This is a genomic window from Janthinobacterium sp. GW821-FHT03C10 (assembly GCF_059420865.1).
Genome location: NZ_JBWKUN010000004.1, coordinates 514,673 through 536,766 on the forward strand (window position 1 = coordinate 514,673; position 22,094 = coordinate 536,766).

General features: G+C 57.9%; 19 protein-coding genes and 1 tRNA gene. All 20 read left to right on the forward strand.

The annotated features are described in order from the left end of the window. Positions 1 to 855: an enoyl-CoA hydratase family protein gene (locus tag AC07VH_RS16595; protein ID WP_475415645.1), complete on the forward strand. Its 855-nt coding sequence runs from the start codon at positions 1 to 3 to the stop codon at positions 853 to 855. A 1-nt stretch (position 856) separates the two neighbouring features. Continuing rightward, positions 857 to 2,017 (forward strand): acyl-CoA dehydrogenase family protein, encoded by a 1,161-nt coding sequence (locus tag AC07VH_RS16600; protein ID WP_494788708.1) that lies wholly within the window; start codon positions 857 to 859, stop codon positions 2,015 to 2,017. Positions 2,018 to 2,043: 26 nt separating this feature from the next. Then, positions 2,044 to 2,436, forward strand: coding sequence for a RidA family protein (locus AC07VH_RS16605; RefSeq protein WP_475415643.1), 393 nt, complete (start codon positions 2,044 to 2,046; stop codon positions 2,434 to 2,436). Between the two features lie 122 nt (positions 2,437 to 2,558). Beyond that, positions 2,559 to 3,305 (forward strand): PEP_CTERM-anchored TLD domain-containing protein, encoded by a 747-nt coding sequence (locus AC07VH_RS16610; RefSeq protein WP_475418330.1) that lies wholly within the window; start codon positions 2,559 to 2,561, stop codon positions 3,303 to 3,305. A gap of 241 nt (positions 3,306 to 3,546) precedes the next feature. Further along, positions 3,547 to 5,019 carry an MBOAT family O-acyltransferase gene (locus AC07VH_RS16615; protein WP_494788710.1) on the forward strand — a complete coding sequence of 491 codons (1,473 nt, stop codon included), beginning with the start codon at positions 3,547 to 3,549 and terminating at the stop codon, positions 5,017 to 5,019. A gap of 35 nt (positions 5,020 to 5,054) precedes the next feature. Then, a complete protein-coding gene (locus AC07VH_RS16620; protein WP_489628461.1) occupies positions 5,055 to 6,059 on the forward strand; it encodes a hypothetical protein in 1,005 nt (334 codons plus the stop codon). An 89-nt stretch (positions 6,060 to 6,148) separates the two neighbouring features. Beyond that, positions 6,149 to 6,223 (forward strand) — tRNA-Arg (locus AC07VH_RS16625). A gap of 160 nt (positions 6,224 to 6,383) precedes the next feature. Beyond that, positions 6,384 to 8,276, forward strand: a complete 1,893-nt coding sequence (locus AC07VH_RS16630; protein WP_494788711.1) for an ATP-binding cassette domain-containing protein — start codon at positions 6,384 to 6,386, stop codon at positions 8,274 to 8,276. Between the two features lie 177 nt (positions 8,277 to 8,453). After that, positions 8,454 to 9,116, forward strand: coding sequence for a CAAX prenyl protease-related protein (locus AC07VH_RS16635; protein ID WP_475417363.1), 663 nt, complete (start codon positions 8,454 to 8,456; stop codon positions 9,114 to 9,116). 40 nt (positions 9,117 to 9,156) lie between these two features. Continuing rightward, positions 9,157 to 10,428 carry an XrtB/PEP-CTERM-associated polysaccharide biosynthesis outer membrane protein EpsL gene (epsL, locus tag AC07VH_RS16640; protein WP_494788712.1) on the forward strand — a complete coding sequence of 424 codons (1,272 nt, stop codon included), beginning with the start codon at positions 9,157 to 9,159 and terminating at the stop codon, positions 10,426 to 10,428. An 8-nt stretch (positions 10,429 to 10,436) separates the two neighbouring features. After that, on the forward strand, positions 10,437 to 11,819 hold the full coding sequence (locus AC07VH_RS16645; RefSeq protein ID WP_475418204.1) for an undecaprenyl-phosphate glucose phosphotransferase: 1,383 nt from the start codon (positions 10,437 to 10,439) through the stop codon (positions 11,817 to 11,819). A 657-nt stretch (positions 11,820 to 12,476) separates the two neighbouring features. Beyond that, positions 12,477 to 13,451 carry an EpsD family peptidyl-prolyl cis-trans isomerase gene (locus tag AC07VH_RS16650; protein WP_489628458.1) on the forward strand — a complete coding sequence of 325 codons (975 nt, stop codon included), beginning with the start codon at positions 12,477 to 12,479 and terminating at the stop codon, positions 13,449 to 13,451. Between the two features lie 57 nt (positions 13,452 to 13,508). Further along, positions 13,509 to 14,297, forward strand: coding sequence for a polysaccharide export protein EpsE (epsE, locus tag AC07VH_RS16655; RefSeq protein ID WP_475418429.1), 789 nt, complete (start codon positions 13,509 to 13,511; stop codon positions 14,295 to 14,297). Positions 14,298 to 14,361: 64 nt separating this feature from the next. After that, a complete protein-coding gene (gene epsF, locus AC07VH_RS16660) occupies positions 14,362 to 15,771 on the forward strand; it encodes a chain length determinant protein EpsF (RefSeq protein WP_099389373.1) in 1,410 nt (469 codons plus the stop codon). Positions 15,772 to 15,785: 14 nt separating this feature from the next. Further along, the gene (gene epsG, locus AC07VH_RS16665; RefSeq protein WP_099389372.1) at positions 15,786 to 16,658 is read left to right on the forward strand and encodes a chain length determinant protein tyrosine kinase EpsG; all 873 of its coding nucleotides are present in this window, start codon (positions 15,786 to 15,788) and stop codon (positions 16,656 to 16,658) included. 17 nt (positions 16,659 to 16,675) lie between these two features. Beyond that, positions 16,676 to 17,554: an exosortase B gene (xrtB, locus tag AC07VH_RS16670; RefSeq protein WP_489628457.1), complete on the forward strand. Its 879-nt coding sequence runs from the start codon at positions 16,676 to 16,678 to the stop codon at positions 17,552 to 17,554. Further along, a complete protein-coding gene (epsI, locus tag AC07VH_RS16675; RefSeq protein ID WP_475417489.1) occupies positions 17,551 to 18,234 on the forward strand; it encodes an exosortase-associated protein EpsI, B-type in 684 nt (227 codons plus the stop codon). Before xrtB ends, epsI begins: the two co-directional genes overlap by 4 nt. A gap of 62 nt (positions 18,235 to 18,296) precedes the next feature. Beyond that, complete coding sequence (locus AC07VH_RS16680; RefSeq protein WP_494788713.1) at positions 18,297 to 19,895, forward strand: hypothetical protein; 1,599 nt, start codon at positions 18,297 to 18,299, stop codon at positions 19,893 to 19,895. Between the two features lie 50 nt (positions 19,896 to 19,945). After that, on the forward strand, positions 19,946 to 21,166 hold the full coding sequence (locus AC07VH_RS16685) for a lipopolysaccharide biosynthesis protein (RefSeq protein WP_494788714.1): 1,221 nt from the start codon (positions 19,946 to 19,948) through the stop codon (positions 21,164 to 21,166). Beyond that, entirely contained in the window at positions 21,163 to 21,906 is a 744-nt protein-coding gene (locus AC07VH_RS16690) for a glycosyltransferase family 32 protein (RefSeq protein ID WP_494788715.1), read from the forward strand. Before AC07VH_RS16685 ends, AC07VH_RS16690 begins: the two co-directional genes overlap by 4 nt. Positions 21,907 to 22,094: the final 188 nt, after the last annotated feature.

Below are 22,094 nucleotides of genomic sequence, written 5' to 3' on the forward strand. Positions count from 1 at the left end.
ATGCGCCATCTACCCGGCCAGCCGCAAGACCTGCCAGGCAACCGCGCCAGCCTGGCCGGCTACGCCGCGCGGCATTTTCTGTTTGCCGTCGACGCAGGCGTCGCCACCTTGACCCTGCACCGGCCCGAGCGCAAGAATCCGCTCACCTTCGATTCGTATGCGGAATTGCGCGAGCTGTTCCGCGCGCTGGCGCATGCGGACGACGTCAAGGCCGTGGTCATCACGGGCAGCGGCGGCAATTTTTGCTCGGGCGGCGACGTGCACGACATCATCGGCCCGCTGACGCAACTCGACATGCCCGGCCTGCTGGCGTTTACCCGCATGACGGGCGACGTGGTGAAGGCCATGCGCGCCTGTCCGCAACCCATCATCGCCGCCATCGACGGCATTTGCGCGGGCGCCGGCGCCATGCTGGCGCTGGCTTCCGATATCCGCATCGGCACGGCGCGCAGCAAGACGGCCTTTTTGTTTACGCGGGTGGGCCTGGCCGGTTGCGATATGGGAGCATGCGCCTTGCTGCCGCGCGTGATCGGCCAGGGCCGCGCCGCCGAACTGCTGTACACGGGGCGCTCCCTGGCTGGAGCCGAGGGCGAGCGCTGGGGCTGGCTCAACCGCCTGGTCGAGCCGGAGGAGCTGGCCGAGGCGGCGCAGCTGTTCGCCGCCGGCCTGGCCAGCGGCCCCACCTTCGCGCACGGCATGACGAAAAAAATGCTGCAGCAGGAATGGAACATGGGCGTCGACGAAGCCATCGAGGCGGAAGCGCAGGCGCAAGCCATCTGCATGGCCACCAACGATTTTCACCGCGCCTATCACGCCTTCGTGGCGAAAGAAAAACCGCAGTTCGAGGGCGATTGAGATGCAAAATACACGCGACACCACTTACCTGGAATGGCCTTTTTTCGAGGCGCGCCATGCCGAACTTGAGCGGCACCTCGATGCCTGGGCGGCGCAGCACCTTGGCGACGAGCATGGCGCCGACGTCGATGCCGCTTGCCGCGCGCGGGTGGCGCAACTGGGGCAGGGGGGCTGGCTGGCATACGCCACGGGTACCGATGGCAAGATCGATACGCGCGCCATTTGCCTGATGCGCGAAACCCTGGCGCGCCACGACGGCCTGGCCGATTTCGCTTTTGCCATGCAGGGACTCGGCTCGGGCGCCATCGGCCTGTTCGGCAGCGCCGGGAACAAGGAGCGCTATTTGCCGGACGTGGCCAGCGGCAAGCGCATCGCCGCCTTTGCCCTGTCCGAGCCGCAGGCGGGCTCTGACGTGGCGGCCATGGCGTGCGCGGCGCGCCGCGACGGCGACGACTATGTGCTCGACGGCGAAAAGACGTGGATCTCGAACGGCGGCATCGCCGACTTCTACGTCGTCTTTGCCCGTACGGGCGAGGCGCCGGGCGCGCGCGGCATCAGCGCCTTCATCGTCGATGCCGACAATCCCGGGCTGGAAATCGCCGAGCGCATCGCCGTCATCGCCCCGCATCCGCTGGCGCGCCTGCGTTTCAATCATTGCCGCGTGCCCGTGTCGCAGCGCCTGGGCGAGGCGGGGCAGGGCTTCAAGGTGGCGATGGCGACACTGGACGTGTTCCGCACCTCGGTGGCCGCGGCCGCGCTGGGCTTTGCGCGGCGCGCGTTTGACGAGGCGCTGCGCCACGCGACAAAGCGCCAGATGTTCGGCCAGACCCTGGCGGACTTCCAGCTGACGCAGGCAAAATTGGCGCAGATGGCCACCGGCATCGACGCGGCCGCGCTGCTGACCTACCGCGCCGCCTGGCAGCGCGACCAGGGCCGCAAGGTGACGAAGGAAGCGGCCATGGCCAAGCTGACGGCCACCGAGACGGCGCAGCAGGTGATCGACGCGGCCGTGCAGCTGTTCGGCGGCATGGGCGTCGTCAGCGGACATCCGGTCGAGCGCCTGTACCGCGAAATCCGCGCCTTGCGCATCTACGAGGGCGCCAGCGAAGTACAGCAACTGATCATCGCGCGCGAACTGCTGCGCGAGGCGGCCAGCGCATGAACCCCATGGACAACGAGGAAAACACAATGCAAGTGCTGCAACCACCAGGATGGGCCAGGCCGCGCGGCTATGCGAACGGCGTTGCCGCCAGCGGACGCACGGTGTATGTCAGCGGCATGATCGGCTGGGATGCGCAGGGGCAATTTCATACGGACGACTTCGCGGGACAGGTGCGCCAGGCACTGCAGAACGTCGTCGCCGTGCTGGCCGAGGCGGGCGCCTTGCCCGAGCACATCGTGCGCATGAACTGGTATGTACTGGACAAGAAGGAATATGTGGCGGCATATCCACACATTGGCGTTGCCTACAGGGAAATCATCGGCAAGCATTTTCCAGCCATGACGGCCGTGCAGGTAGCGGGATTGATCGAGGATAGGGCCAGGGTGGAGATCGAGGTGACGGCGGTGTTGCCTGGCTGAATTTCTGCTATGAAATATTGCGTATTGGCATCTAAATAATAAATATAAAAATATTATCTATCGTGTTATATTTGGCAATCGGAGCATGCGCCGGTTTTAAATACTGACAGTCGAGGTAGAAGATGCGCAATAATTTTAGAGTGGTGAGAAGTGTGGTGCTGGCCTTGGCCGGTATGGGTTTTTCCCTGGGCGCGCAGGCGGGACCCGGTACTTCGCTACTCTCTCCCGGCTATCAGGCGCAGCTGGAAACCTGGCTCGGCGAAGGCCATCTGGCACTGACGAACATCTATAGCAAGGCAACGGGTGATACTTCGCTCGATTTTCACAAGGCTTCCGATGGCAAGGGGCGCACCTTTTCCGTCATGGAAGCCACGAATTCATCGGGCAAGACGTGGCTGGTGGGCGGCTATAATCCGCAAAGCTGGAGTTCCAGCGATGGCATGCATGTCACCATGGATGACAGCCAGCGCACGGCCTTCCTGTTCAATCTGACGGCCGGCTTCATGCTGCCGCAACTGAAGCAGTATTTCAATGGCGATGGAATCGGCAAGGACCAGACCTACAATCAGGCCAATTATGGACCCACGTTTGGCTATGGCCACGATTTGTATGTGCCGCAGGACCTCACGCATGGCGGCAGTTCCTTTCTCTATACCTATAATTATCTGGGCCAGCCATCGACCGGTGTCAGCTTGCTAGACGGTTCTACCTGGCATGGCAACGATGTGACCTTCGGCGCCATCCAGGTATTTGCCATCAGTGCCGTGCCGGAGCCGGGAACGTATGGAATGCTCATGGCAGGATTGCTGCTGATCCTGGCGCGCCGCCTTGGCAAACGTGCGGTTGGCAATGTGCACAGTGGTAAATGACGCTGAAAAAAACATTGTGCAGTATGCCGTCCTGTGCCAGGCAAGCCGTCGCAGGACGGCGGGTTGGGTGCTAGCCCGCTACTCATGGGGACGGTAAAGCGAACAGGTTCGAAACCTGTTGCGAGATCGGCCTGGCGCTTGGTCCGCATCTGCCGGATTGGCGAGCGTGAGCCCCGTCACAAGGATGCCGGACGCCCCCATATTCCTCTGTACACCAATTTATTACCTGTAGGAAGACGCGGTGCTATTTAACTCATTTGCTTTCTTTTTGATCTTTTTGCCATTGGCCCTGTTGGGATATTTTGCTCTGTCAAAGTATTCTTTACGCGTATCGATCATTTTTTTGCTGTTGGCCTCCCTAGCATTTTATTGCTATTGGGATATTCGTTTCCTGCCGTTGCTAGCCCTGTCCATCTGTGTCAACTTTGCGGTCGGACGTCGTATTTCACAGCGTTATGAGCAGGGACTCCGTCGGCCTGCGAAGGCGTGGCTTGTCTGCGGCCTTGTTTTCAATCTTTCCTTGCTGATCTTTTTTAAATATTTTGATTTTCTGATAGAAAATATCGCGGCCCTGACCGGGGCGCCGTTGACGCCGATCGGTATCGTGTTGCCAATCGGTATATCGTTCTTCACGTTTACGCAGATTGCGTATCTGGTGGATTGCCATACCGGTAAAGTGAAAGAGTATCAACCGGAAAGTTATGGCCTGTTTGTCACGTATTTTCCGCACCTGATTGCCGGCCCCATTTTGCATCATAAAGATATGATGCCGCAATTTTCACAGCCGGAGTCGCACGTGCTGCGGCATGGGCGCATCGTCGTCGGACTGGCGTTTTTCACCATAGGCCTGTTCAAGAAAGTGATACTGGCTGACGGCGTGGCACGTTATGTCGCCCCGGTGTTCGATGCGCACCACCAGAATCTGAGCATGCTGGAAGCCTGGGCCGGAGCCCTGGCGTATACCTTCCAGCTATACTTCGACTTTTCCGCCTATTCCGATATGGCATACGGCCTGTCCTATATGTTTGGCATCGTACTGCCCATCAATTTCAACTCGCCGTACAAGGCGGTTTCCATCATCGATTTCTGGCGTCGCTGGCACATCACGCTATCCACTTTCCTGCGCGATTATCTGTACATTCCCTTGGGGGGGAATCGCCAAGGCGCCTTCCAGCGCTACCGCAATCTGTTCCTGACCATGCTGTTGGGTGGCTTGTGGCATGGCGCCAACTGGACTTTTCTCGTATGGGGCATGCTGCACGGTATTTACCTGATTATTAATCATGCGCTACGCCATGCTCTTGGTGGACGCAGCAATCTGCCAATACGCGTTGCCGGCAGCATCGCCACTTTCCTGGCCGTCGTCTTGGCCTGGGTCTTTTTCCGTGCCAGTTCGGTGGAGGTGGCACTGGATGTGCTGCAAGCCATGAGCGGCAGCACCCTGACGCCAGCGATGCAGGGGGCGATGCTGGGAATCGACAGGATTATGGCACTGCAGAGCTGCCTATGGTGGTTGCTGGCTTGCGCGGCCATTGCCTTCTTCATGCCCAATGCCTACGACCTGCTGGGCCGCGGCATTTTGCGCAGGCAGGAAGAGCGCCTGTCCGGGCGAAACGGCAATATTGCCTTGGGTGCGCTGTTGATCCTCTGTCTGCTTTTGCTGGCAATTAGCGAAACGCGTGGCATTTCTGAATTTCTTTATTTTAATTTCTAAACCATATGCGTCCTTTATTCGCCATAGGCTTGGGCATGCTGGCAACGGTGCTGGTGCTCGAGGCCGTCCTGCAATGCTTGCCTGTCTCGTCCGGCTTGCGGCTGGAAAATAGCGACCCGCAAATTCCATTTCGCCGCTATCTGGCGCACCAGCCCTATGTGTACTCGTATGGTTGGGCGTTGAATAATGCACGCAGCGGCGTGATCAATGCCCAAGGGGCATCGAATTCGCGCGACTTCAAGGATGGCGCTGCCGTACTGGTGCTTGGTGACAGTTTTGTCGAGAGCCTGATGCTCGACTATCCCGATACCATGCAGGGACAGCTGGAGCATGCGCTTGGCGGCGGGGTGTATGCGGCCGGTAGTTCCGGCAATGGCCTCGCCGATACGCTGGCCATGGCGCGCTATTATGTGCCGCGCGTGCATCCGCGCACGGTGGTGCTATTTGTCGATGGCAGCAATCTTGCCTCCTTGCTTGAGGCGGCAAAACGTGGCCACAATCAGATCGAACCCGGCCCAGATGGCTTGCACATGGTGCAAACACCGTATAAGGAACCCAAGATCAAGCGGGTGGTGTCCTATTCGGCATTGGCGCGGTATTGTTATTACAATCTCAAGTTGCCGGATTGGCTGTCATCGACGCTGCGCCGCAAGAATCCGCCATCGGCGGCTCCATTGCCGGTCCGGGATACGGCGTCGCGGGCATTGGTGCTCGACTACTATCTGACACAGCTGCGTGCCATCGAAGGTAGTTCCACGGTACAGTTTTTATTTCTCGTCGATGGTGAGCGGGGCCTGCTGTACGACGGGCGCAAGGGCAAGCCGTCCTGGCAGGACGACGATCGGGCATTTTTCCTTGGCCGTTTGAAACACCATGGCTATGCAGCAATCGACATGCAACCTGTGTTCGCGCGGCATTGGGAGGCACAACGCGAGCGGATGGACTTCGCTCCCATGGATGCGCATTGGAATAAGGTGTCCCATGCGCTGGCGGCCCAGCAAATCTTGTCCCGACTGAAGCAGGTGGCCGCAGCGCCATAGCGTGCGCGCAATGGCAGGCGCGTTGCTCGAGCCGTCCGCTTGCCACGCTGTCAATGGCGGGCGCTTGCCTGTATAATGCCGCTGCGCGTGTCGCCATCGTACAATGGATAGTACAAGGTCCTCCTAAGACTTAAATGCAGGTTCGATTCCTGCTGGCGACACCACATTCCACGCAACGCGCGCCGGTGGCCTGAGTTCATGCTGGCCGCAATGTACTGGTGGTGCCGAGTTGTCGGTACAATGCGTGCTTCATTCATCCAATCGGCAGCTGTTTGGCGCACCACGCGGTGTGCAGGGAACGGCGCCCGAACACCTTTACTCATTATGGCTGTCATTTCTCTTTCATCGGCGCAACTTGCGTTCGGTCACGTCGCGCTGCTCGATCACGCGGAATTTTCACTGGAAACCTCGGAGCGGGTCGGCTTGATCGGCCGTAACGGCACGGGTAAATCGTCGCTGTTGAAGGTTATTTCGGGCAAGTTCAAGCTCGATGACGGCTTGTTGGTGATGCAACAAGGCATCAAGATCGCCTATGTGGAGCAGGAACCGCAATTCGACCCGGAAATGTCCGTGTTCGACGCCGTCGCGTCCGGCATGGGCGAATCGCAGGCGTGGCTGAAGGAATACGATGCGTTGACGGGCCAGTTTGGCCAGGGTAATGACGACGAACTGATGGAACGCATGCACGACATCCAGGTCAAGCTCGATGCGGCCGATGCGTGGAGCTTGCCGAACAAGGTAGAAACCGTGCTCGACCGTTTGAACCTGACGGGCGACATGGCCATGAAAACCCTGTCCGGCGGGATGCAGAAGCGCGTGGCGCTGGCGCGCGCGCTGGTGTCGGCACCCGACGTGCTGCTGCTCGATGAGCCCACCAACCATCTGGACTTCAGTTCCATCCTGTGGCTGGAAGGCTTGTTGCGCGACTTCAAGGGCAGCGTGCTGTTCATTACCCATGACCGCTCCTTCCTCGACAACGTCGCCACGCGCATCATCGAGCTGGACCGCGGCCATTTGCTGTCGTACCCGGGCAACTTCACGGCGTATCAAGTGCGCAAGGCGGAGCAGCTGGAAATCGAAGAGGTGGAAAACGCCAAGTTCGACAAGTTCCTGGCGCAGGAAGAAGTGTGGATACGCAAGGGCGTCAAGGCCCGCCGCGTGCGCGACGAAGGCCGCGTGCGCCGCCTGGAAGCGCTGCGCCTGACGCGTAATGCGCGCCGCGAACAGCAGGGACAAGTAAAACTGGACGTGTCGGCCGGCGAACGCTCGGGCAAGATCGTGGCGGACCTGGAAAACGTCTCGAAGATCTACGGCGACAAGGTCATCGTCAAGGATTTCAGCGCCACCATCTTGCGTGGCGACAAGGTCGGCCTGATCGGCGCCAACGGCGCCGGCAAGACCACCCTGCTGAAGATGATCCTCGGCGAAGAGCAGTCGGACACGGGCACCATCCGCCTGGGGACCAAGCTGCAAGTGGCGTATTTCGACCAGATGCGCACGCAGCTGAACGAAGAGGCGAACCTGATGGAAACCATCGCGCCAGGCAGCGACTGGGTCGAGATCAATGGCCAGCGCCGCCACGTGATGACGTATCTGAACGACTTCCTGTTCGCGCCGGAACGTGCCCGTTCGCCCGTCAAGTCGCTGTCCGGTGGCGAGCGCAACCGTTTGCTGCTGGCGCGCCTGTTCGCCAAGCCGGCCAACGTGCTGGTGCTCGATGAGCCGACCAATGACTTGGATATCGATACCCTGGAATTGCTGGAAGAGTTGCTGGAAGAATACACCGGCACCGTCTTCCTCGTCAGCCATGACCGTACCTTCCTCGACAACGTCGTCACGCAGGTGATCGTCGCCGAAGGCGAGGGCAAGTGGCGCGAATTCGTCGGCGGCTACACGGACTGGGAGCGCGTGCGCACCTTGCCGATCGCCACGGCGCCCGCCAGCAAGCCGGCCGTGAAGGTCGAGACTGCCGCACCTGTTGCCAAACAGAAAAAGCTCAGCTACAAGGAGCAGCGCGAGCTGGAAGAGCTGCCGAAATTGATTGCCAAGCTGGAGGACGAGCAGTCGGTGCTGGCCGCCGAGCTGTCGCATCCGGACTTCTACAAGAAGACGCCGGCCGAAGGCAAGCGCCTGAACGCACGCGTGGCCGAGATCGAAGGCGAATTGCTGGAAGCGCTGGAAAAGTGGGAGCAGATCGAGGCGCGCGCCAACGGTTGATGCTTTTTTGCATGCCCCCGTTGTAATTAAGTCAGGATTATTTGCCACGGCAACGGTTCAGCTTGATATAATTATATAATTATATTTATTACATCGGAGGATGCATGTTTGTTATTAAAAACACGCACGCCGGACCACCGCGTCCGGCGCGCGGTTCCACCTCCGGTGCGCATCAGCATGTTTGACCGCGCCGCCTTGCCCCGGGTAGCGCCATTCCTGGCCTATCTCTCCTTCATCTTCATCGCCGACATGCTCGGCCGGCTTGGCTTTGCCGCGCAGGAGCTGCGCTGGCTGTATGCCGTCAAGATCGGCGTCGTGCTGGGCATGTTGTTGTACTGGCGCCGCAGCTACACGGAACTGCGGTGGACGCCGCTGGGCGCGCGCGCCCTGGCCGTGGCGTTGGCCACGGGGATTGTTGTTTTTTTGTTGTGGATTAATCTGAGTGCCAGCTGGATGACGGTCGGCAGCGCCGATGGCTTCGATCCGCGCAATGACGGCCAGATCGAGTGGAGCCTGGTGGTGCTGCGCATCGCTGGCGCGGCCCTGGTGGTGCCCGTGATGGAAGAGCTGTTCTGGCGCTCCTTCCTGCTGCGCTGGATCGATGCCCCTGATTTCCTGACATTCCAGCCACGCCTGGCCAGTGCTAAGGCGTTTATTATCAGCGTGGTACTGTTTGGTTTCGAACACAATTTGTGGCTGGCCGGTATCGTTGCCGGTGCCGCTTACAGCTTGCTGTACATGCGCAGCCAGAACCTGTGGTCGCCCATCCTCGCCCATGGCGTGACGAATGGCGTGCTGGGCCTCTGGATTGTTTCCGGTGGACACTGGACTTACTGGTAATATTACCAATCAACTGTTTGCTCTCTTAAAGACAATGCCCATGTTGAATTCATCGTATCATTGCCAGGCCCGTATCGGGCAATCGGGATTGCATCGCAACCGTTTGGCCTCGCTTCTGGCTCGCATATTGCCCGCTACGCTGATGGCGGCCGGTGGCGCGGCATGCAGTTTGCCGGCTGGCGCCGCCATCAGCGATACGATCTCGCCTTTTATCGCGACGACGTATTCTTACGATAACAATTTATTCCGGCTTGATGATAACGTGTCCGGCTTCGATGGCCAGCGCTCGGACACTTCGCGCCAGGTGCAAGCGGGGTTCCTGATTAATCGCCCGATCGGACGGCAACGCCTGACGGGCCAGGTAAAGTGGTCGCGCGTCTATTTCGATCACTTTGATCAGCTCGACTATACGGGCAAAGACTATCTGGCCGATCTGGAATGGCATATTGCCAATCATCTTGAGGGTCACGTGGGCGGTAGCTACTCGCAGACACTGACCCCGTTCAGCGATTTGCAGAGCACGGATCGCAACCTGCGCACGATTCGTCGTGAGTATGCGAATGGCGGTTGGCGTTTTCATCCAAGCTGGCGAGTGCGTGGCGGTGTTTCGCGCGATAAATATACTTATGATTCCATGGCGCAAAAATTTTCCAATCGGCAGGAAGACGCCGTGGAACTGGGTCTGGACTATTTGCCGGCCAGCGAAAGCCGGATCGGGATACAGTTGCGCCACCTGAAAGGGGAGTATCCGAATCGCGCCAGCCTGGTCGGATTTGGCGTTGATCAGGGCTACGAGCAGGACGAGGTCAAGGCCAACATTTATTGGCGCCTGAGCGGTATTACACAAGTGCAATTGCTCGGTGGCTGGGTGAAGCGCAAGAACAAGATATTCTCTGGACGCGACGCCAGCGGCGCCAACGGGCGCGTCACCGTATATTGGGCCCCGCTGGGCAAGGTGCGTTTTACGGGCAGCGTGTGGCATGAGTTTGCCGCCGTGGAAAATTCTCTGATTAGCAGCAGCCTGAACAATGGTGCCAGCCTGGCCGCTGCCTGGGATATTTCGGCCAAGGTCCGCATGGATGCACAATTGCGGCGCGAGAAGCGAGATTTTGCCGCTGCGAGCGGCTTGGTGTTGCCTGTTGATGTCAAAGATACCACGAAAACGGCCAGCATCGGCCTCACATATGCGCCCCGGCCGAATATCCAGTTGGGCATCAGTGCTTTCCGTGATGAGCGCAAAGGCGCACCGATCGTTAATACCAGCACCTATCACGCTAATGGCATTTCCTTCAATGCCAGTGCCCAGTTTTGAAGAGCATCATGACGGTTAATGATATACCCCTGATTTCTTTTTTCCAGCGCATCCTCGATCCATTGATCATCATGGGTACGCTGTACCTGCTGTCAGTCCTGTCGGGCTCGCCTTTCACCGGTTATTCGCTGGTATTGATGATCCTGGCGTTCTTTATTTCATCATCTGTATTCCAGTATGTCGACCCGTATCGTACGTGGCGCAGCGGTCGCATGCTGGCCTACGCCCGGGATGTTTTTGTCAGTTGGACCATTACCGCCCTGATTCTGATCTTTCTCGGCTCGGCGACGGGACTGGCGTTTCATTTCGACCACGAATTGGTGCTGGCCTGGTTTCTGCTCACCCCATTCATCTTGTTGCTCAGCCATCTTGCCGCACGGCGCATGGTGGCCGATCCCGGCCGCGACAGCGAAGTGCGCTCGGTCGTCATCATCGGCGCCAATGACGCCAGCCTGAAGTTCGCCGCGACCGTCGAGCGCAATCCGAACCTGTTCATGAGTGTGCGCGGTTTTTTTGACGACCGCACCGATGACCGCTGGCCCGAGAAGATGCGGGAGCCCATGCTGGGCAAAATGGCCGATATCGCCGCCTATGTGCGCGAACACAATATCAAGATGATATTCATCAGCCAGCCCATTTCGGCCCAGCCGCGCATCCGCAAGATGCTCGACGAACTGCAGGACACGACGGCCTCCGTGTACTTCTTGCCAGATATATATATATTCGATCTGATGCAGGCGCGCTTCGACAACGTGGGCGGCATGCCGGTAATCGCCATCCGCGAGTCGCCGTTCACGGGGTTTAACAGCATGGTCAAGCGCGGTAGCGACATCGTGCTGGGCTTGTTGATCCAGATCATGTTGTTGCCGGTGATGCTGATCATTGCCATCGCTGTGAAGATGACCTCGAAAGGTCCTGTGATCTTCCGTCAGCGCCGCTACGGCCTGTATGGCGAGGAAATCATCGTCTATAAATTCCGCTCGATGACGGTCAGCGAGGATGGCGACAAGGTGGTGCAGGCCACCAAGAACGATCAGCGCGTGACGCGCATTGGGGCCTTTCTGCGCCGTAGCTCGCTCGATGAGTTGCCGCAATTTATCAATGTGTTACAGGGCCGCATGAGCATTGTCGGTCCCCGTCCCCATGCGGTGGCGCACAATGAGCAGTACCGCAAGCTGATCAAAGGCTACATGCTGCGCCACAAGGTCAAGCCCGGCATTACCGGCTGGGCCCAGGTCAACGGCTTGCGCGGCGAGACGGAGACGCTCGACAAGATGGAAGCGCGCATCCATTTCGACCTCGACTATCTGCGCAACTGGTCCCTGTGGCTCGATTTGTGGATCATCATGCGGACTGTCAAGGTTGTATTGAAGCGAGATAACGCACATTGATGTGTGGCAAAGTACACGGCAATGTTGAATTTGTTTTGCGCTCAATCAATACACGATAAAATGGACGCAGAAGAATGATGCCAATTGCCCCGCGCTGTGGCCAGGTGCGCTTCTTGTACGGGATGCCGCTGGCCCACGCCATGGCTTGCGGAGAATCGCGATAGCGAAGATATGCGACAGTCACCATTGTCATGTGGCACTTCGGTCTTGGCTTGCCTTCACCCAGTGTCGTGCGGCGTGACATCAGTTTGCATTTTGCGTCGGCCCCATCTTTGCCGACATACGCCGCTGCGGCGTTCAGATTCGTTGCCTGCGACCCAGCACAGGACAGCCTACGGAAATTATCGCTTCAAAATATTCTTCTAGGAAATTTTTTCAGTTAAGCATAATTTTTTGATCATGCGACACTAGAAACAGTTGTATTAAAGCCTTCTTAATAGATTTTTAAGCAAAAATATTTCCCTTGCAGCTTGCATCTTGTGTATCATATTTACAATATTGATAATTATTTGCCATGGCGTGCTAATTGTTGCCATTACATGTCTTTCGTGCAACGTTTTTGCAAATAAATATTGCGTTATGCACTACAATGACTGAATTTTCAATAATGAAATCGAAGGAGCCATCTTGAAGCATTTTCACAACTCTCGTTTGACCATGCGTACACCAGCCGTCAATGCCCGCTTGTTGTGCGCCGCGCTGGTCGTGTTGGCGGCGGCCGGGTTGTCCGCCTGCGGCGGCAAGGAAAAGAAGGCAGGCCAGGCTCTGGCCAGCGTCAACGGCGAGGAAATCACGGTATTGCAGCTGAATGAGGAGCTGCAACGTGCGAACGTGCCTGCGGCGCAGCAGGAAACCGCCACCAAGCAGTTGCTCGAATCGCTGATCGACCGCCAGTTGCTGCAGAACGAAGCCGTCAAGGATAAGGTTGACCGCGATCCCAAGGTCGTGCAGGCCGTCGAGCGGGCCAAGGCCTTGATTGTGGCCCAGGCTTACATGCAAAAACGCATCGGTAATATCGCCAAGCCCACGGCAGCCGAGGTGGAAGATTACTTTAAAAAGAATCCGCTGTATTTTAGCCAGCGCAAGCAATTCGACATGCGCGAACTGATCATTGCTACATCCGACATGAATGATGAGCTGAAGAAGGCCATGGATAGCGCGAAGTCGCTGGAGGAGGTGGCGGCATGGCTGGACGCGAACAAGGTCAAATATGGCCGTACACAGCTGTCGCGTAGCAGCACCGACCTGGCCCCGGAACTGAGCACCAAGCTGTTGGGTATGCCGAAAGGCCAGTTGTTCATCATCCGTGAAGGCGATCGTACCTTGCTGATTTCGCTGGTTGATATCAAGGACAGCCCGATCACCCTGGCGCAAGTGACACCGCAGATCGAGCAGTTCCTGTTCAATAAGAAGAACAAGGACGCGGCAGACGCCGAGATCAAGCGTCTGCGCGCAAGTGCGAAGATCGAGTATCTGAACAAGACGGAGGCCCCGGCTGCGGCATCAGCTCCTGCCGTCTCTGCTCCGGTGCCTGCGCCAGTGGCGGCGCCGGCGGTGCCCGTTGCAGCGCCGGCGGCGCCCGCTGCCGATGCCAGCGAGGTCAATGCGCGTGGCGTGGCAGGCTTGAAATAAGACGTCGGCAGGTATTTTGGCGGTTCAACGGATGTTATTAAAAGGATAGAGCAAATCATGAAACGACTCGCAATGTGGATGGCCGCCGTGCTGATGGCCTGCAGTATGGGTGTGGCGGGCGCGGCGGAGGTATTGCTGGGCGCTGGCGATGTGCTGAAAATTTCCGTGTATGGCAGTCCCGACCTGGGCCTGGAAACGCGCGTCAGCGAAGCTGGCAGCATTACTTTCCCGTTGGTTGGGACGGTGCAAGTGGGTGGTTTGTCCGTTGCCGGCGCAGAGAAAAAGCTGGGCCAGGCGCTGGAGAGCGGCGGCTTCCTGCGCAAGGCGCAAGTCAATATCATCGTGACGGCCTTGCAGAGCCAGCAGGTATCCGTGCTGGGGCAGGTGAATCGTCCCGGCCGCTATCCGATCGAGGGCAAGCGCAGCCTGCTCGACATCCTGGCCATGGCCGGTGGCCAGAGTCCTGATGGCGGCGACGTGGTGAGCCTGATTCGCAAGCGCAATGGCAGCACCACCAAGGAAACCATCGACATCGTCGACATGATGCGCAGCGCCGATCTGGCGCGTGACTTCGAGCTGACGGGGAACGATGTCCTGTACGTCGAGCGGGCGCCGCGTTTTTACATCTATGGTGAAGTGCAGCGTCCTGGTGCGTTCCGCCTGGAGCGCTCGATGACGGTCTTGCAGGCTTTGTCCGTCGGTGGCGGGTTGACGCAGCGCGGTACCGAGCGTGGCGTGCGTATCAAACGTCGCGATGCTGCCGGCGTGATGCAAATACTCGACGCCAAGCATGACGACACCATTCAAGTCGATGACATCGTGTATGTCAAAGAAAGCCTGTTTTAAGCGACATCGTTCCGACCCGCGGTCCAATCTGGCGCGCGCTGTTTTATTAATATGAGAGTTGACCATGAATTTTCACCAGTTTTTACTCGTCTTGTTTGCGCGCAAACGAATCTTGCTATTCACTTTGCTCATCACGGTCGGGGCGACGGTGGTGGTCAGCCTGGTGCTGCCCAAGACCTACAAGGGAACGGCGTCGCTGTTAATAAACTACAAAGGGGTTGATCCCGTCACCGGCCTGGCATTGCCGATGCAACTGTTGCCGGGGTATATGGCGACGCAAATCGACATTATCAGCAGCAAGAATGTGGCGCTGAAAGTAGTAGATCACTTGCGGTTGGCTGAAAGCCCGGCTGTCATCGCGCAGTTCAATGAAGCTACGGAAGGCAAAGGAACCGTGCGCGACTGGCTGGCCGATCTGTTGCTGGCCAAGCTGGAGATCGTTCCGTCGCGCGAAAGCAGTGTCGTCGATATCAGTTTCCAGGGCAACGATCCGCAGTTTGTTGCCGCCATTGCGAATGCCTTTGCCGATGAATACCAGAAAACCAGTATCCAGTTGAAAGTCGATCCCCTGAAAAAGGTGGCCGTGTATTTCAATGAGCAAACGAAGCTGTTGCGTGACAATCTCGAAGTGGCGCAAAGCCGCCTGTCGAAGTATCAGCAGGAGCATGGCATCGTCAGCGTCGATAACCGTCTTGACGTCGAATCGAATCGCTTGAATGACCTGTCGGCGCAGCTCGTGGCCGCGCAAGGCCAGGCGATGGAAGCCTCGTCGCGCCAGCGCATGGCCGAAGGCAATGCCGGCTTCGAGTCGCCGGACGTGGCGTCGAACCCGTTGGTGCAGAATCTGAAGCTGAGCCTGGCAACGGCTGAGTCCAAGCTGGCCGAGATGGCGCAGCGCCTGGGACGCAATCATCCGCAATATGAAAGCCTGAACGCGGAAGTCGAGCGCATGCGCCGCGAACTGGCGGACGGCACGCGCGTGACGTCCAGTTCGGTCAGCAAAAACGCCGGCATCCTGCAGCAGCGCGAAGGCGCCGTGCGTGCGGCGCTGGCGGCGCAAAAGGATAAAGTCCTGGAATTGAACCGCACCCGCGACGAAATGGGCGTCATGCAAAAGGATGTCGAGAGCGCACAGCGCGCCTTCGATATCGCCTCGCAGCGTTTCTCGCAAACCCGTATCGAGGGGCAATCGGAGCAATCGGATATCTCCCTGCTCAATCCTGCCGTGGCGCCGATCAAGCCGGCCGGTCCGAAAGTACTGTTGAATACCTTGCTGGCACTGTTTTTGGGGAGTTTGCTGGGCGTGGGCTTTTCCTTGCTGGCCGAAATGCTGGACCGTCGCGTACGTTCCGAAGCCGATTTGAGCGATTTGTTGCAGTTGCCGGTGCTCGGCTCGATCGATTGGAGCGCGCCGACCCGTCCCCGCCTGAACCGCTTCAAATCGTTGTTGCCTCGCAGCTTGCGTCTTAATTAAGTATTGGAAATAATATGAATCCAGCATTGCAACCGCTCGTCTCCGCCGTGCCACGGACGGCCGATTCCAGCATCGGTAGCCTTTTGCTTGCTTCTGGCAAGATTACGCCGGAGAGTGCCGAGCGCGTCCTGCGCATGCAGAAAGAACTGGGCATCCGTTTTGGCGAGGCGGCGCAGCGCCTGGGACTGGTGACTGAGGCCGATATCCAGCAAGTTCTGGCACGGCAGTTCGACTATCCCTATCTGCAGCAGGGCGAGGGCAAGTATTCGGACAAGCTGATCGCCGCATATCAACCGTTCAGTCCGCAAGTGGAAACCCTGCGTGCCATCCGTAGCCAGTTAATGTTGCGCTGGATGGCTCTGGGCCGTAAATCGCTGGTCGTGGTCGGTGTCAACGATGGCGACGGGGCGAGCCTGTTTGCCGCCAACCTGGCCGTGGTGTTTTCCCAGCTGGGCGAACAGACTCTGCTGGTTGACGCCAATCTGCGCAATCCCAGCCAGCATGAAGTGTTCGGTCTTGATGCGCGCCAGGGCTTGTCGGATATCCTGGCTGGCCGTGCCGAGCGCGATGTGATCACGCGCATCGAATCGTTCGTCGACTTGTCCGTGCTGGGGGCCGGTACCCTGCCGCCAAATCCGCAGGAACTGCTGAGTCGTCCCGCGTTTTCCGCCTTGCGCACGGAACTCGAGTCTTCCTATGACGTCGTGCTGTACGATTCGGCGGCATTTTCGCTGGGATCCGATGCCCTGGCGCTGGCGGCACGCACGGGCGGAGTCCTGCTGGTGGCGCGCAAGAACCACACGCCGGTCGCCGACATCAATGCCATGACGGAACAGATGCTGCACAGCGGCGCGCAAGTGGTCGGCTCGGTCCTGGTAGATTTCTGATGAATACGAGCACTCGAATGAGCTTGGCACCAGCTCTGCAACGGCGTGATCAGCTGCTGGAATGGCTGCCCATCGTCATCGGCTTCGCAGTGCTGTATCTCCCCTCGTTTTATACCCTGTTTACTGGTGTCTGGGCCACTGAAGAGCAGGCGCACGGCCCCATTATCCTCGCGCTGTCCATCTGGCTGCTGTGGCGTCAGCGCGAACAGATCCTGGCCGTTGCGCAATACAATCGGGCACCGCTGTCGGGTTGGCTGATGTTGACCGTCGGCTTGCTGCTGTATATCGCTGGCCGTTCGCAGCAAATACTCGCTTTCGAGATCGGTTCTTTCGTGCTGATCGTGGCAGCGATTCTGGTGCTGAAATTGGGCATGCGCTCACTGCTCGTCGCCTGGTTTCCGTTCTTTTTTATGCTCTTCATGATACCGCTGCCCAGTGCGGTGGTCAGTGCGCTGACCCTGCCCATGAAAATGGCCGTATCGTATGTCTGCGAGCATATCTTGTACTGGCTTGGCTACCCGATCGCGCGCACCGGCGTCATTCTTCAAATTGGCCAATACCAGCTGCTGGTGGCCGATGCCTGCGCCGGTTTGCAAACCTTGCTGACCCTGGAGGCGCTGGGCCTGTTCTATCTGAACCTGGTGCGCCATACTTCCGCCATCCGTAACATCGGTCTGGCGATCCTTATCATTCCCATTTCATTCACTGCCAATGTGATGCGTGTCGTGGCACTGACCTTGATTACGTATTACTTCGGTGATGCGGCCGGGCAGGGCTTCCTGCATGGCTTCGCCGGGATGGTGCTGTTTGTCAGCGCCCTGATACTGATCCTCAGCCTGGATTCCCTTCTGCAATGGCTGGCACGCGTGTGGCATGCCCGAAAGGCGGCATCATGAAAAAAAGCACCATCACCAGCCTGACCATCGGCACCCTGATGCTGGCCGGCGCCCTGTGCACCAAGGCGGTTACGCCAACGGTGCGTCTGGCCGACACGCGTCCGCAAATCGTCCTCAGTACGGTGATTCCTACCAAGTTTGGCGATTGGCAGGAAGATGCGAGCCAGGTCGCTGCCGTCGTCAATCCCACCACGGTGGCGGAACTCAACAAGATATATGCCGAAACCCTGTCGCGCACCTATGTGAACGGGCAGGGCGAACGCATCATGCTGTCGATCGCCTACGGTACCGATCAGCGCGACAATCTGTCCGTGCATTTCCCGGAAGGCTGTTACGGCGGGCAGGGCTTCGCTGTGGGGCAGACCAATCAGGTTTCCTTGCCGACGATGGCCGGCGCTATCCCGGTCTCCCGCACGGTTGCAACCTTGAATAATCGCATCGAACCGATTACCTATTGGGTTGTCGTGGGCGACAAGGCGGTGCCGAATTCCTGGGAAGTCAAGAAGGTCAAGCTGGCCTACGCGGTGCGCGGCTTGATCCCCGATGCCACCTTGATGCGTGTCTCGAATATCAATAGCGATACGGAACAAGGCTATCGATTGCAGCAGGCCTTTGTCGATCAGCTATTGCAGGCGATGCCGGCCGATCTGCGCGGCCATTTTGCCGGCACTTCGCACTAAGCGCTACGCTGTCGGCGTTTCACCTTATTGAGCCCGGCGTCCGCGCCGCGCATGGAATACATATGAGTTTTTTGTCCCAGAAACTGCGATGGAATGGCGGATCTTCGCGCGCCGCACGCAGCAAGCCCGGCAATGCAAGGACGGGTATCACTGGATTGACCGCCGCCATGCTGGTGCTTGGCGGCCTTGCGACGGCACTACTGCTTGGCATGGTGATTGCGCTAGGAGCTATCCAGTTGACAGCCATGCTGGCCGGTTTGCTGATCTTCATACCGATCCTGCTTTTTATCGACACCAAGAAGTTAATGCCGATTATGTTCGTCGTCGTGTTTTTGATTGCGGGGTCGATTCAATTTTTCTTCAATATCCGCATGGCGACATGGATGGCCAGCGGCCTGTGCGCGCTTTTTTTGGCCAGGGTCATTCTTGAGGTGAGCCTGTCGAACCGGTTGCGCAAGGAGAGCATCGCCGAGAACGCGCGCGGCGCCACCTATGTCCTCGCCGCAGCCTGGATCTATCTGGCATTCTATGCTTTCAGTATCTTTCTTGGCCATGCCAAGACGGCCCAGCTGATTTCCGTATTGCGTTTCTGCCTGCCCATTTTTGGCGTGCTGTTCGCCATGTACTGGTTCGAGTGGTCGGACAAGCGCCTGCTGACGTTGTGGTGGATGATCGTCTGGATCGTCTTGGCGCAACTTCCGCTGGTCATCTACCAGCACTTCTTCATGATGTCCAGTTTGGGCTGGGACGGCGTCGTGGGTTCCTTTGGCACGAGCATGAGTCCGGTGTTGGTGCTATTTACTGTCGCCGGCATGTTGTACATGCTGGCCCGCTGGGTGCGCGGGATTACCCCTGTCTGGCAAGTGGTGTGCGTATTTGTGATCGGTCTGGCGATTATCCTGCTGGGGGAAGTCAAGGCAGTATTCCTGTGGCTGCCATTCGGCGTCTTCTGGGTATTGCGCCGCCGGGTGATGAAGAACCTGATGGCGTTTATTGTTTTCGTGGCATTGATGTCCGTGATCAGCTCGGGCATCTTCATGACCTATCACGCTTTATATTGGGGCGCGGTGACCAAGACTGAAACCACCGAGGATAAACTCAATACGCTTGGCGGTTATGTGGTCAACCCGAACAATATTAACTATGTCACCGGTGAAATCAGCCGCGGCGCCACGCTTGCACTGTGGTATTACGATCCCATGCCCACCATTCAGGAGCGGCTGATCGGCTATGGCCCGAGTGCGAGCCTGACCAGCCAATCGGTAGGACGCGGCGTCGTGGCTGCCCGCTACCGCTTGCTGCAGATAGGCTCCACGGGCCTGGCGACGTTGCTGTGGGACGTGGGCATATTGGGGACGCTTGCCTATCTATCCATCTTTATTCTTGGCACATTACTGGGTATCCGCTATGTCGCACGCAGCGGCGCCAGCGCCGAGCGCCTGGCGATTGCCGATACCAGCACCATTATGCTGATGCTCTTCCTGAGTACGCTGGTATACAACCGCACGCTGATCGACGAGCCGCCCATGCAATTGCTGTGTTTTTTCTGCCTTGGTTGCATCGTGCAGTTCGTGCGTTATGGTCAACCGGTGGCCAGTCTGCCGACAGCCGGGGCTGCGGTGGCGGAGCATGACAAGACCTTGCGCGGGATACCAGCGTAGTCATGAGCAAGGTAAGCAAGTCCTTTGGCAACCTGGTAAAAAATAGTTCCATGATGTTCCTGCTGAATGTGGCGGGGGCAGGAGTAAGCGTCATCACCATTCCCGTCATGCTGGCGATCGCTGGCGTGCAGGCGTATGGCCATCTGGTGCTGGTGCAGTCCATCGCCCTGACCGTGTTTACCGTATGCGGATTCCAGTACTGGCAGGGCATGCTGGTGGCAATGCCAGGCCATCAAATAGACAGCAGTGCCTTGCGTGCCGCGGTGCTCAAAAGCCTGCGCTTCGAATTGCTGGCGCTGCTGGCCGTGCTGCTGGTCTCCGGCGGCCTGGCGATGTCGACGCTGTCGCAGGTGGCCCAGTTTTCCTGGGGCGACCTGCTGCTGCTATCGCTGGCGGCCGTCTTTCCCGTCATCGGCACCCACAGCGCGTACTTCCGACTGGTCAACCGCTACAACGTGCTGATGTTTGCAGGCTTCCTGACCAATTTGATCAAACTGGCCCTCCTGTTCGGCGTCTCACGCTACCAGCCGGACTTGTCGAGCATGATCCTGGCCTACACGATTCCGGAAGTCATTCGCTGCTTGCTGCTTTTCCTGCTCATCTTTGGCAGCCGCAGCGGCATTGCCGGTACGCTGCCGTACGCCGCCTTGCGCCAGGAGCGTCTGATGGAAGCGGGGAAGTGGAGCACGCTGCAAGCGATCTGCGACTTGCCGGTGGTGCAGCTGGACCGCGTCATTATCGGTTTTTCCTTGCCCGGTGAAAATTTGGGCGTCTTCAGCATCCTGAAGCGCATCTATTCGCTCGTCAATCTCGCCACGGCACCGTTCTATACCACCTCGATTCCCGAGTTTGCCGCGCGCGCCAACGCCGGCGACCTGGCTGGTGCCTTCAGCCTGTGGCACAAGACGATGAAGATGCTGTTTTGCGTGACGGCTGCGGCAGGTGTGGCGTGCTATGTCAGCAAATTTCTCTGGATGCCGAGACTGTTTCCCGTGCTGCAGGGATACTTGCCCGAGTTCACTGTCGTCCTGTTGACGGCCGTGATTGCTGGTACGTTTGTGACGACGCACGCGTTCTATTGGGGACTGGGAAAGCTGCGCCAGTCCACCATCATTTCAGTGGGGACAAACTTGCTATATCTGCTACTATTATGGTTGCTCACTGTGCAATTCAGCCTGTTTGGTGCTGTTTTTTCCTTCCTGATTCACGTCGTCTTTGTCGCTCTGGTGAAGATTGTTTTGCTCCAAAAAATTGCTGTGAGAAGCCCATGATTCCTAAAGTTATTCATTATTGCTGGTTTGGCCGGGGTGAAATGAGCGTGCTGCATCGCCGCTGCATCGAATCATGGAGAAAATACTGCCCTGAATATGAGTTGAAGTTATGGAATGAAGATAATTCCGATATCGACAATGCATATTGTCGCGAGGCGATCATTCAGAAAAAGTGGGCCTTTGTTGCCGATTGGGTGCGCTTCGATGTGCTGGCCAGGGAAGGCGGCATCTATATCGATACTGACCTCGAACTGATCAGTTCACTCGATGGGCTGTTGGACGTGCCCGGCTGCCTGATGGCGCGCGAAACCAAGTGCGAGGAAGGTATCGGCTTTGGTACCGGCTTCCTGGCCTGTGAAGCCAACAACCCCGTGATGATACTGGCGCGCGATCTCGTGCTGCGTGAGCTGGTGCCGCGCCGCGTGTTTGCCACCTCTCCCGTTATCTTGAAAAGAGCGGTGGACATGCATGGCGGTCAGCATGCTACGCTGCTCGACCCGGTGACTTTTTATCCCTTTAATCCACATGATCGCAGTTATCCGAATAATGCCATGCAATTGATGTATAGCGACATTACACCGGAAACACTGGGTATTCATCATTACGGATTGAAGGCATCGTGGATGAGCAGCAGATTAAAGCGGATTATCTTTAAAATCATCAAACGCATGGCGTTGCAACGGCGCTGGGATATTTCGTTTGCACCATTTGGTGATTTGAATAGAATGCCGACAAAATAATAATTCTTTTTTTATTCTCAGTCCTGTCCGTTTCGCGGGAATACATCGCCTGGTCGGCCATCGCCGCTGTTTTCCTGCGCGGCCAGGATGGTGCCGCCTCGGTATCGCGGGGGAGCCAGGCCTGGCGCGCTTGGCAAGGATGGCTGGCTGGTTTGCCGATGCCGGAATTGCGGATACTGGAATATATG